A 12596-nucleotide genomic window follows, 5' to 3' on the forward strand; every position below is an offset into this window, starting at 1 on the left:
AGTTCTATTCCTTAGACTATCTGTTGGCCAAAGCTGCACTCTTGGCAGTTGAGACTATAGGTTTCTTGTCGTTTTTGTACTTTGGTATTCTTGCTTTGGCACTTTGGGCAGGCCTGTTTCATCGGCGTGTTCTTCGTGCACTGATTACATTTTATGTAATAGCCAAACTTGCCATACATTGGGGTGATGTTGTTTGATTCTCCACAATGCTTGCAGCATAAAGCTGACTGAATATTGGTTGTGGTTACAGTGGAAATACCTGCTTGAACAAGAGACTGTGGTGTTGTCACTGAAGCAGGTATTGGTTGGATAGGGCTTGAGACTGCTGCTAGTTTGGTCGTCGCTTTAGTATCTATATGCTGGCTGACTAAGAATGAACCTATTGAATCTAGTTCCGCTTGATTAAAGTCAGGGCGAGTATCGTTAAAGTTAACCGCTCTCATGAACTTATTTTTGATGTTCATGATTCTATTTAATTTCTCTACCAAAAATTCAGATTTTACCAGCTTGTCAGATATCGAAGTTGGCATGGACTCTCTATCGATAACGGCGTTGCTAGATATGGCACAAAGATGATCCCATCTACGTAGGTTGAACCCTTGCTGCTTTATGCCTAGTAACTTACCAATGATCTCACTGCGATGATGTTTCAACAGCTCTTTAAGGAGAGCTTGTTGTAACTCAACTTGTTTGATGGGCGAGGGCATGCCTGACCACTGCTTGTTATAGCTGCGAGTCCACTCTTGTTGCTTGTTTACTTTCACATGGCCTTTAATACTTTTAGATTCAATCAGTACAAAGCCATAGGGGTAAATGATCAAATGGTCTATTTGTGCGGTTTCATCATTAAAGCTGAACTTAAAATCATTAATGACCAGTACTTCTGGGTGATCTTTAAAGGCGCGGCGAAGAAAAAAGGCGACATTTTGCTCTTGCTTGAGGCCTGCAACTGCTTGTGGCGATTGGGCGTTTTGAGGTGACTTAGTCTTAAGAATCATTTATCAGTAGTATCCATTCTCTGCTTTTGGCTAAGCAGTTTGATAAAAATCAGCTTTATAATACATAGTCTTAGTATAAAAAAGCTACTGTAAAAGAGGGCGTAGAGTTAACTTTATGCTATGAAACGCTAGCATATGTTGCTTGTACCTGAGAGCGCGGAGTCAGAAAAATAGGCCTGCCACAAGAATGGCTTGATCTTTTGAGCCATGAATTACAGTGGCTGGCGATAAATATCTTCGAGAGAATGCTGTAGATGACGAGTTTAATGAGTGGAATAGCATTACAATGGCTAAACAAGACAAGATTGGACTAAATAGTCACTTGTGCACATAAGCTTGTTAATTTTTAGGGCATAGATAAAACTCATGGCCCTTTTTTTTGAGATATACATTAGTGAGGGTTTAGCATGTCTAAACAAGATTATTACCGCGTGCTAGGTGTTTCAAAGGCCTCCTCAAATCAAGAGATAAAAAAAGCCTATAAAAAGCTGGCGATGAAGTACCATCCCGATAAAAATCCTGATGATGCAGTGTCAGAAACCAAGTTCAAAAATGCTAAAGAAGCCTATGAAGTACTGACTGATACTGACAAGCGCCAGCAATATGATGATTTTGGTCATGATTCGTTTGTAAACAATGGTCAGGATGGACATCGTTATAGCCAAGGCGGGTTTAACGATATGTTTGGTGCAGGGTTTCGTCAGCGTGAACGTGGATTTGGTGGTCAAAGCTTTGATGCCAATGATTTTGAAAGTATGTTTTCTCAAGCAAGGGGGGGGCGAAATCGAACTCAAAAAGGGCAAGATAAAGAGTTTGTGTTCACTGTAGACTTTGTTGATGCGGTGCAAGGTGCTGAAAAAGTTGTTGAATTACCGGTTAATGGCGAAACTAAAAAAATAAAGGTTAAGATCCCTGCTGGTATTAAAGACGGTGAGAAAATACGCTTCACCGGCAAGGGTGGTGCAGGAGTGCATGGTGGGGCTGCAGGTGATCTATTGTTAACGATCGCTACCCGCAAACATGAGTTTCTTGAACGCGAAGAAAACGATCTGATTTACACCACTGTTGTCGATATGGTGACGGTGGCGCTGGGTGGCGAGATAGAAGTCAACGTATTGGATAAGCGCTTTAAGCTTAAAGTGCCAGCAGGGACTCAACATGGACGTAAGTTCAAGATAAAGGGTAAAGGTGTTACGGATCGTAAAGGAGTGACTGGTGATTTGTTTGTTCAAATTAAGGTAGAAATTCCGCAGGATCTATCTGAACAACAACGTTCATTACTCGAACAGTTCAAAGCTTTAAAGGAAATTAGTACACTTTAAACTGCGTGGAAGATCAGGCCTGAAGCATTGACCTCAACTATATTCTGCAATTTTTCTCTGATCACGTTTATCGTGAGCCTAGCTCATCCATGTGCGTGATGAGCTAGGCAGACAATATCACTAAGCTATTAGGATGCGGTGTCGGTCGTTTTTCCCCTGCACTTTCCTCTGGCAATAGGAACTAGGTTTCTTAAATCTTCCACTAAGTCACTGTCGGCCCGTAAGCTGGCCTGAGTATGATGACTGCAATTTAAGATGGTTCTAATCAAAATGTCTTTGGCATTTTTAATACACGTTTCAGTTATGTTTATTACAATTGATTGCTTTGTCATGTATTTCAACCGTTAAAAGAGAGAATCGTTAGCATGGATACACAAAATTCAAACTCGACTCGCCGCAAGCCTTTGATTGCACTCGGTGTTATCGCATCTATAGTGATGTTTTTTTTGCTGTTGTTAATGGTGATGCCTAAAGGTTTTAAAGCAACCCACGAACAGATTGGTAGCGGAGTTCCTGTGTTGGTGTTTGTCTATGATCCCAACATTACCGTGAGTAACAGCCAGACGGAACAGATGAATGAAGCCCGTGCTCATCTAGGCGACAATGTGCTGTTTCTCCTTGCCAGAGTGGATACCCCCGAGGGAGACCAACTGATTGCTAAATACCGCGCAGGCTCTGCTGAACTTTTACTCTTTGATCCAGCGGGTAAGCTCATTAAAAGGCAGTTTGCGGTGAAAAGTGCTAACGAGTTAATTCAGTGGGTACGCTAGAGGAGTCGTACTGTAGACCAAGGTCAAAGTGCCTTAATTAGCCTTACCTCGTTGGCTGCTCATGCAGCCACTGTATTTGTTCCCGTGCCACAATACGATGCCAAAGATCTGCATTAGATTAATCCTTAAGTTCAAAAAGTAATTGTTGAAAATCCCTGTAGTGTTAAAATGCGCTCGGCAAGTCCAAGGACTGCTTTTAAGCGAGTTGTGTGGTTGAAAAGTTCGGGTGCTAAATGACTTTGCTTAACCCTTTTTCAAGCAACATATCGCCTCCCTTTTGGCCCATTCTTCATTATTATTTAATAGAGCGTTTATGAAACGGATTTTATTATTAACCTTATTTGCTTTTTCCAATGCCGCTGTTGCTGTTGAACCTCTGTTTGAAACCCCTGAGAATATGGAACCGACCTGGGTCGATGACATCTTGTCAGTGTTTGGTGCTGACGGTGAGTTTGATGAAAGCAAAGCCATTGATATGAGTTATCTGCCGACGGCGTATTACACCCCAGAGAAGAAGTTTGGTGTGGGTCTGTTGATGGTGGGCTTATATAAAACTGACGGTGCATCGAGTGAAGAGCAGCCGTCATCGTTAGTGTTGAATTCGTTCGTTTCGATGAATAACTCTTATGGTGTTGAAGTTGAAAACATGACTTTTTTCAACGGTGGCAAGCAGCGATTATTGCTGGGGCTAGAGTTATATAATGAAGCTGCTGTGTATTATGGTCAGGGTATCGAACAAGGCAATATCGATACGAATCATCATGAGTTTGAAGAGCAACTATACAGTTTCAAACCTCGTTGGATGACTGAAGTTGCTGATAATTACTTCCTCGGTGTGGGCGCTAATTTGACCTACGCCAGTGCTGATAAGTTAGAGGTGGTGGAAACGGGCGTACCAGTAGATGCGGACACTGTTTTACCCAGCAACTTTAGTTCAGGTATCGTTGTTACCAGTATCTATGATTCGCGAGATTACCGCTTAAATGCGACTAAGGGCTGGTTGTTTCAAATCGACGCTGGTCTATATCAAAACAGCGAGTACTCGACGTTTTCCACTTATAACCTTGAGCTAGCAAACTACATCGATTTGAGTTCAACATCACTACTGAGCTCTGCGCCAGGACTTATTGCATGGCAAGTGCAAGGACAGTTCACCGATGGCGATGTGCCTTGGAACATGTTGCCGGACTTAGGCGGTTCCAGTGCAATGCGTGGTTATATCAAAGGCCGCTACCGCGACAAGCAGATGATGATGGGTCAAGTTGAATATCGTTTACCGATTTTTCAGCGTTATGGCATGGTCTTTTGGGGGGGAGTTGGTAGCGTAGCATCAAAGGTGAGTGATTTGAGCGAGGAGCTAATGACCTCTTATGGCACTGGTTTCCGTTTTAAAATCAAAGACAATATCAATTTACGTCTTGATGTTGGCGTCGGTGAAAATGAAACCAACTTCTACCTTAATGTGAATGAAGTATTTTGATCTTAGCTAGAGTATTTACATTGACGATGAACACTTGTTTTTTAGGGCTAGCGTTAACGCTTGCCCTAGCGAATAACGTGTTCGCTAGCCAGTCAAAGACGGATCTACAAGCGGCGGTAAAAGAGCAGTGTAGCCGCAGTTCAAATTACGATATTTATCTCAGCGGTATACATACTGGTACCATGGCCCGAACCGAGACTTGGACGGGTAAAACCGCGGTGGTGACCTCAAAAAGTGAAGCCAGTATTTTAGGCATCGGCACTCAATATCAGCAACGAGCTGAATTGTCTTGGTCGAATAAAACTAATGAGTGGATAACCGATAAGTTTCACCAAAAAGTGACTGGGTTTAGGGCGAGAGACATGCAGGTTTCTTTTAGCCATAATGGCCGTCAATCTCGGGTCAATATTGATGGTGACATCAGCAATTATAGCTCTGCTCATATCCCGCTGCGGGATGTGGATACTCTAGCCATTCAAATTCGTCAGTACCTGCTGCAAGGCCGCACGCAGTTTGCCTTAATCAGGCAAGCCTCTGATGCTATAGAGCCTTATCAACTCTATGTTCAAGCGCCGCAGACAGCCAACATCGCACCTTGGGGCGAGTTAACCTTGATCCCAGTTAAGCAATCAGGTGCCGAAGAGGTGACTTACTACTTTGCGCCTGCTATGGATTATCAATTAATTAGAGCCCGCTATCACGGCATCATACTCCGAGGACTTATCGAACTTAATCACTACAGTTCATCCTGCGAATAGCGCTTGGGTTTGAGTGTACTTGGTGAATTGGTGGTCATTAAACCTGTAGGCACTGGAGATAAAATTATCGCTGGGGGCTATTTAAAATGGGAGCAATAACAGTGGGATTAATCACAAAGAGAGCTGAGGCTTTTTGTTGACGCAGTGACATTGAGAAGACACAGCCATAATCATTAACTCATTATGGCTGTTGATGCTGTTTTACTTTTCAGTAAATTCCGCTTGAATCCTTTCTAGCTCTTCCTGTTCTTTAAGCTTAAGTCGTTGTTGCGCCTTAATAGTCGCTTCTTCCTGAAGCGTTGCTTGTCTTTCCTTAAAGCTGAATTTCTCTTCTTTAGTCAGAAACTTAAAGGCTTTATTATTGGCAAGTACGTAAGCAACGACATCTTCGCCCTTTACTCTGCGCTCATCCACACGTTGTGAAAAACGTTCGTTATCTCGGGCTTTACGCTGTTCAGCATTTAACTTGCTCATATCTTGTATCCTCATTGGTTAATCAAAGTAGCGTTTCACTACGCTCAGTCAAACAAATGAGTTGTGTTGCACATTCATAAAGCTGACAGGGCAATTTTAGCATAATATGCGATCCGAGCCCCATGGATAGATAACTATTTGTGCCTGACTGGCTGATTTATGGACCTAGGTGTTGCGGCTAGTATTCTGATGACAGACCTCCATCACAACTTACAGCATAGAGTGTGATTAATAGTTGACTAAATTACTCGGGAATTATAACATGCATTAAAAATACGCTTTTAGAGAGTTATGGAGTTTATATGTCAGTATCATTCAAAAAAATATTTGGTTTGAATAAATCAGAGAGCCAGGCTTCAGTACTAACACCAACCAAGGTTGTCGACAAAGCTGAAAAAGTTGCTGCAACTAATGCTGCGGTAAAGGCTGACAATGCCAAGCCTAAACATGGTGACAGCGGTGTGTGTTGCGGTTCTTGCTCTAATTAATTTTTAAGTTCCAGGGCGTTTCCGGCTGCCAAATATTGGCTGCATGCTGTCGTTATAGCAGAGTAAAAGGTAAGTTGCCCGATCAAGGTATCAAGCGGATTCTGCAATCCGCTTTGATGCTTAGTTTACGATTGCTAATCGCTCTGGTGCTATTTAGTCTGCATACACTGGGCTATTTATTGCTACATCGACTTCCACATTTATGTCCACATCGACTTTCGTATTGTCTTTTCCCTTAATGCTCTCGTGTGAAAACACCTTTTCACCGCCTATCCATGTTTCAAGCACATTATCAGTATCACGCATTCTTAAGAACGGATCTTTCATTGTCACCGGATCAATTTTGAGGATCACAAAGTCGGCAAACTTTCCTATTTCGAGTGAGCCCACCCATGCGTCGGCATGACATTGCCACGCGGCATTGTATGTTGCGGCGGCTAATGCCTGTGAACCAGTTAAGCGTTCCGCTACATTCAATGTATTTTCGTCTCTAACATGGCTGCTTATGGCTCTTATGCTGTTATTTTGTCTGAAGACTTTGGTGTACTCTTTTATCGCGGGGCTAGCTTCAGTTACCCGAGTCATCGACTGTTCCATCAAGCGTAACGTCCCAATGGGGGATACCGGGAAGTCACTGTGAAGGGTGATTTTTGCCCCCGCAGCGATTGATGATTGGCATAAGTCTAAACTTTTTTTAGCCTGCTCTTTAAAAATCACTTGTTCAAATGCATAGCCCCAATAACCGACATGACCAATTAAAAAACTGGGAGACAGCGCAAATTCTTTCATGCTGGCAATTCTGTCGGCATCGAGCAGTGAGCAGTGTTCAATTCTATGGCGCATATCGGCCCAATCCGAAGCATTATTTTCATATTGGTTATAGGCTATTTGATAAACTCTGATGGTATCGTTAATGGCATGATCACCATTAGCATGGATCATTAGTGGCCAGCCCTTGTTGTTAATGGCGGTACTTACCATCGCCGGAAAGGATAAGTTATTGGCCATTTCGTCTTGAGCGGTATTTAACGCCATGTTGAAGTTGGATATCCCCTTAGATTGCTCCTTGTACACGTCTTCTGGTAATGGTGGGTAGCAATAGTAAGATTGATACTGGTATCCGGTTAAGCCTTGATTGGATCCGTCAGCGACTAACTTTAGATTACCGGTAAAGGCATATTGATACTCGGATGTTTTCGGGCAGTCACCGGCTTGCTGTATACCTTTTAGATCGGCATATTCTAGCGCTCCACCAATGCGAACTGGCGGTAAATCAGCATTTTGCTCTTGTCGCAACCAAGTTTGTTGCTGGGTGCTAAATGCAGCGTCATATAAAAAGGTCATCCCTTTTCCGAGCGCCTCTGATAGTAGGGCCTGTAGAGATCGTTTTACAGCTTGTGGGTTTATATAGAGCGCTAGCTGTTCATATGGAATGGCACACAAGGCCCATAGTATCTGCTCCATCTCTTGCAGTTGGCCATTATATTGTTTAACAAATTGATTTTTAGCATCGGGGCCCGGTAGGCATAGTTTATCCTTAATGCTTAAATACGTTGTATGCCTTGCTGACGCTAACCATGCTTTTAGTGAGTCAATTTTTGCTGGCGGCGAATAACTACCATCGTCATATTTTGTCCAGAATTCCCAGGTAGCCTCTGAGGCATTAGTGTTGACATACAATGTATGGGCAGAAGCACTGAGGATGGCCAGTGGGTACTGCTTATTTTCCTTTGTAGGCTTGCTGAGCAGATCTAGGGTTTTTAGGTTGAGAGTGGTTAATAGCTCTCCATCAAAAGGCATGAATGAGGGATCGATATCCTTTCCCAGTATCCAGGTATCAGCAGTTATTGATGTTGGGATAATGTTTTTGGATTGCAGGCTGTTTTTACTTGCTTCAGTGTCTTTATCAGCTTCACCGCTAATACCTATATTGAGCGTTTTTTTAATATAGTTTAAGTCGTAATCATGCCTCATCATTTGTTCATCGACTCCAGAAAAGGAGATAAAGTTGCTTATTAGCGCATCACCGCAAATGTGAACATGGGGGTCAATTAATCCGGGCAGCAGGGTTTGGCCAGTGCTCAGTTTTTGGTGAATAACCGTTAGCTCGTTAATCCTTTCTTGGCGCACTTGTTGACTAAGGTCTTTGCCTATTTGTAGCTGCTTTTGCTTTACCGCAAGTTCAACGGCTTTTTTCACATGTTGAAGTGTACCCACTGCGATAATGTTTCCGCCAAGTACACCAATTGCATCAACGGTGATATCGGCATTACCTTGTGTTACGGGGCGTATGGTACCGCCACTAATAATGAGTGGTTTGCCGCTATACTGTTGAGCTGGCTTGGGCTGTTGCGGTGTCTGTAGAGAAACCTCAACATTAACATCAGCCTCTACTACTATTGCATTCAGTAAGCCCTTACCAAACGGGTCATTACAGCCACAATGGGTACAGGTATGGTCGTGAGTATGTGTTGTCATGAATAATCATCCTTTACTATTGCATGTGTTCTAATCATTAGTGGCTTCGGGATATAAATTAACCCTCGGAGCCGTTATTTATGGCATTTCAAAAAGTGCTATCCCATGTGCTTGGGCAATCAGCTTTAGCTTGCGGCTGATTGTTAATGACGTTAGCTGCTTACAGCTTAATCATTGCTTGGAACCCGCTGCGATATCATCAAAAATATGACTTAGACTGTTGGACTTGGTGTTGCTAATACCGCTTTGTTTACCTTGGTAATTATGGCAACCGAAACAATTGGAGACGAACCCCGCTGAAGGTGAATGTGTAGGATCACCGCTTTCGGCGGTGAGATGTATTGCTGCGGTGTTAACCTCTTGATATTCAGTTTCAGCAACGGTATTAGCAAGTCGTAACGAGCCTCTTTGGTTGCTTATTTGCGTTGTTGGTTGGCCATCTGTCGGTGTTGTATATGAGCCTTGTTGGATATCACTTACCCACAATGCACCGACATTGAAGTAGTTTTTAAGCACCTTAAAATTGTCGGTTAAATGGGGCTGAACATTTGCATTGAGTGTCTTAATTGATTGGGTGTTTTCAACAAACTGCGGATCTATTTTAGCAGAGCCATAAGGATACATACGGCATATCTGCGAGGGTTCTCCGGTGATCTCAGTGCCTTTAGTGGGGTTATTAAATTGGCACATGGGCTGGTTATCTTTTAGACCAGTAGCACAGGCCTGACTGGCAAAAGACCAACCGGCAGTTGTCTGTGGCAAAGTACAATCTGGTGCATTTACCTTATGTTCAAAGGTGGCCCAGATAAACTCAGGGTGATCTGGAGTGGCAACGGCGACATGAAACCCTATCATTCCCAACTTGGTAGTTTTGGCATTTTTCTGCGCTGACTTTGTTGGCGTTATATTGGCATCCATGGTGATGTATTTGCTTGAGTCATCACTTGCATCCAGTACCTTCCAAGCGGTTTTTATCTCAGTGGTCCCACCCGGGAAGTTCTGTTGCTGCTGGATTTTTTTCACATCGCACATGTTTTTACTGAAGCGAATATCGTAATAGACGACATTGCCATTTTGATCATAAATGGTTGCGCTGCCGCCAGCCTGGCCAATACGCTCAGGGATTATAATTGTGGTGTCATTTTCTTCATGTTTTGCGGTGCGTATAAATAGTACTTGTGAGTCATGAATGTCATCACAGGAGTTGGCAGGCGTGCCATCAGGCTTTACCTCTAACTCGTTAAACAGTGTGTCATCTTGAAAGTTGAGTACGCTGGAGTCCGTTGTAGAAGTCGCCATTAAGTAAGCGAATGTTTGCCATGAAAATTGATAGAAATCACAGAATGAGCTGTCTCCTGGGCCATTGCTTTGGGCAACCTCTGCAGGCAGACTCGGTGAGGTAAACCAGCTGGCCTTAGCGCTGCAATTATAAGCAGTAGGGGAAGAGCTGATACTCGTTACCGTCTCTGTCTGCAGCACTAATTCACTCTCTTGGTATATCTCTGCAGATGGCGTGGCCTGCGCTATGCTGCTAGCCAATATACACAAAACTAGCGTAGTGACTAAGGTGCTTACATTCCTTGTAGGGGACGTATTCATACTATATTCCTTTATTCAAATTGTTTGATATCGACTTTGGAGCAAAGCCAGCTCCGCATTGATAACGCGATGCTAGTAATGACAACAAGTTCGAATGATGAATATAACTAAGAAATTCACAATCCACTCTTCTGATAATATTCTTTATAAAAATCAGAGGCTAAATCGATTGAGTATCGATGTTCTTCACATCTGTGGCTGTGGACTAAAGGCAGAAATTCAGTAGGTTTGTACACTTTACTAGCGATTTTTTGATTCGTTAGGTTGAATCTTTCGCTGTTTACTTAGCGAAGATGAGGATTACAGTGGTTACACACTTGTGAGAAGGGGCTTTATCAAGCGATGTGCAGATATTCTTCGCAGCTTAACCATGCTCGGCTTCCATTAAGGCAATATAGTCTTGCATCTCTTTGCCTGGGGTTATGGCAAAATGCTTTGCTAAGCCAGCCAAGTTAATAATTCTATCGACACGGAAATTACGAAAGTCATTTCGTAGCTCACACCATGCGAGTAAGGTCCAAGTGCCTTTCCAGAAATAGATGGCCAGTGGGCGCACTTCTCTGTGACTGATATCCTCTTTCGCATCGCGGTAATCCATCAATAGATATTCTCTTAATCGTGAAGCTTTTCTTAACGGGTCGAGAAACTGAAACTCATCGCTATCGATGTAAAAATCAGGTGCGAACATCAATGATTGATACTCTTTGAGCCTTGCGGGTAGCACGGCTTCGACTTTTATCATCGCTTGTTTTGCGGCGCTCGACAGCTCTTTTCCACCCCAAGCTTGTACCATGCGCATACCGACTTGAATCGCCTCTAGTTCAGCTTCATTGAACATCAGTGGCGGCACATTAACCTCTTGTCGTAGCAGATATCCCACGCCCGCTTCACCCTCAATAGGAATACCATTTAAGCAGAGATCTTGTACGTCACGGTAGACGGTACGCGTCGATACCTCTAACCTTTCGGCCAGCTCTTTAGCCGTGGTTAAGCGGCGATGACGCAATATTTGAACTAGCTGAAATAATCTATCGGCGCGGCGCATGTTATACCTTACTGAAAGTCTGAATGATGCTGACAAACAATAGAGCCAAATTCAACCTGAAGTTAAACTCGGCTCTCAATATTTGGCAGTTAGGTTAAGGGCTTAATGCCAATATAGATCTCAACACGATGACTATCTAGATAAACCTCATAATCGGTGAGGTAACAGCGTTGATACTCACATTTGGGTGAGGCGAAATAGCGCCATACTTGCTGCCAAAGGTTTATCACACATTGGGGCATCTCCCCTTGAGCGCTAAACTTAAGGTAGTCACCAGCAATTAAGGTAAGATCACATGCTTGTGCTTCGGTGGCCGTCGTTCCCGCTAATAGCGAGAACTCACCGTCCATATCCGATTGATAATCATAATAGACGCCATACATTAGCTGACCATCGCGGTGGGTTTGGACTCGCTCGGCAAAGTAACGTTGCCAAAGAGGCGCTATTTTTTGCGTGGCTGTATGTTGCTCAGCAAGATTGCTGGTCCTGATCATTAAGCCTGCAAGTTGAACCGCTGTTTGCGTAACTCTCTCAGGTGAAACGACATCCATTTTTATATCACTCATGTTCTCTCCATTGAATACAGCTTGTAACTCTGGGGCTGCTAAGGTTACTTTTCCTTGGACCAAAGGCCGACAGTATTGCCTTCGCAGTCTTGAAATAACGCGATAAAGCCGCATTCACCGTCCTTTATCGGCATCACTGGCAATAGTACTTTTACCCCTGCTTGGGTTATTTTATTCACCAGCCCTGAGAGCTGTTCACTTAGGTGAAGGTAAAGCACACTACCATGGGCTGATGGCTGCATCATCTCATGTTTAACTAAGCCGATGCTGGCAGCGTCCTTATCTGCTGTTTCTAGCACCGCCATCTCCATATCATTCATGACTTCACGTCTGAAACTGACGCCAAAATGTTGCGTGTAAAATGCGACGGCTCTATCCATATCTGTAACGGGGATCTCGCCCCAAACTAAGGCTGCATTATGTAACATGATTAACTCCTTGGATGAGCTGAGTGAACATTCGATATGAAGGCTTACCACTCAGCGACACAGCAAGGATAAAGCAGGGCTACTGACAGCCTGGTGTCAGTAGAGATTGGCTTGCAGCAGGTAATTGTTGATAAATCGCGCAGATAAAAAAATGCCAGTCGGTGGGATGACTGGCATTCTGTTTTGGAGA

At 43.5% G+C, this 12596-nt stretch carries 12 protein-coding genes; 5 read left to right on the forward strand and 7 right to left on the reverse strand.

The window, feature by feature from the left end:
* Positions 1 to 11: 11 nt before the first annotated feature.
* Positions 12 to 998 (reverse strand): nuclease-related domain-containing protein, encoded by a 987-nt coding sequence (locus L2755_RS03070; protein ID WP_248979291.1) that lies wholly within the window; start codon positions 996 to 998, stop codon positions 12 to 14.
* Between the two features lie 407 nt (positions 999 to 1405).
* On the opposite strand from L2755_RS03070, the gene L2755_RS03075 reads away from it, so the two are divergent.
* The 4 genes from L2755_RS03075 (at position 1406) to L2755_RS03090 (ending at position 5328) form a co-directional block, all read left to right on the forward strand.
* Positions 1406 to 2320 carry a DnaJ C-terminal domain-containing protein gene (locus tag L2755_RS03075; RefSeq protein WP_248979292.1) on the forward strand — a complete coding sequence of 305 codons (915 nt, stop codon included), beginning with the start codon at positions 1406 to 1408 and terminating at the stop codon, positions 2318 to 2320.
* Between the two features lie 365 nt (positions 2321 to 2685).
* A complete protein-coding gene (locus tag L2755_RS03080) occupies positions 2686 to 3090 on the forward strand; it encodes a hypothetical protein (protein ID WP_248979293.1) in 405 nt (134 codons plus the stop codon).
* Between the two features lie 313 nt (positions 3091 to 3403).
* Positions 3404 to 4570: a BamA/TamA family outer membrane protein gene (locus L2755_RS03085; protein ID WP_248979294.1), complete on the forward strand. Its 1167-nt coding sequence runs from the start codon at positions 3404 to 3406 to the stop codon at positions 4568 to 4570.
* Positions 4571 to 4596: 26 nt separating this feature from the next.
* Positions 4597 to 5328 (forward strand): hypothetical protein, encoded by a 732-nt coding sequence (locus tag L2755_RS03090; protein ID WP_248979295.1) that lies wholly within the window; start codon positions 4597 to 4599, stop codon positions 5326 to 5328.
* 201 nt (positions 5329 to 5529) lie between these two features.
* Here the strand turns inward: L2755_RS03090 and L2755_RS03095 are convergent, their stop codons facing one another.
* Positions 5530 to 5802 carry a DNA polymerase III subunit epsilon gene (locus L2755_RS03095; RefSeq protein WP_248979296.1) on the reverse strand — a complete coding sequence of 91 codons (273 nt, stop codon included), beginning with the start codon at positions 5800 to 5802 and terminating at the stop codon, positions 5530 to 5532.
* A gap of 302 nt (positions 5803 to 6104) precedes the next feature.
* Here L2755_RS03095 and L2755_RS03100 point away from each other — a divergent pair, with 302 nt between their 5' ends.
* Positions 6105 to 6290: a CCGSCS motif protein gene (locus tag L2755_RS03100; RefSeq protein WP_248979297.1), complete on the forward strand. Its 186-nt coding sequence runs from the start codon at positions 6105 to 6107 to the stop codon at positions 6288 to 6290.
* A gap of 153 nt (positions 6291 to 6443) precedes the next feature.
* Here the strand turns inward: L2755_RS03100 and L2755_RS03105 are convergent, their stop codons facing one another.
* The 5 genes from L2755_RS03105 to L2755_RS03125 form a co-directional block, all read right to left on the reverse strand.
* Positions 6444 to 8768, reverse strand: coding sequence for an amidohydrolase family protein (locus L2755_RS03105; RefSeq protein ID WP_248979298.1), 2325 nt, complete (start codon positions 8766 to 8768; stop codon positions 6444 to 6446).
* Between the two features lie 171 nt (positions 8769 to 8939).
* Positions 8940 to 10367, reverse strand: a complete 1428-nt coding sequence (locus L2755_RS03110) for a mannan-binding protein (RefSeq protein WP_248979299.1) — start codon at positions 10365 to 10367, stop codon at positions 8940 to 8942.
* Positions 10368 to 10731: 364 nt separating this feature from the next.
* Positions 10732 to 11412 carry a helix-turn-helix transcriptional regulator gene (locus L2755_RS03115; protein ID WP_248979300.1) on the reverse strand — a complete coding sequence of 227 codons (681 nt, stop codon included), beginning with the start codon at positions 11410 to 11412 and terminating at the stop codon, positions 10732 to 10734.
* Between the two features lie 89 nt (positions 11413 to 11501).
* Positions 11502 to 11978: a GyrI-like domain-containing protein gene (locus L2755_RS03120; protein ID WP_248979301.1), complete on the reverse strand. Its 477-nt coding sequence runs from the start codon at positions 11976 to 11978 to the stop codon at positions 11502 to 11504.
* A gap of 44 nt (positions 11979 to 12022) precedes the next feature.
* A complete protein-coding gene (locus L2755_RS03125) occupies positions 12023 to 12406 on the reverse strand; it encodes a VOC family protein (protein ID WP_248979302.1) in 384 nt (127 codons plus the stop codon).
* Between the last annotated feature and the right edge of the window lie 190 nt (positions 12407 to 12596).

This window comes from Shewanella abyssi (genome assembly GCF_023284025.1).
Lineage (GTDB): Bacteria > Pseudomonadota > Gammaproteobacteria > Enterobacterales > Shewanellaceae > Shewanella > Shewanella abyssi.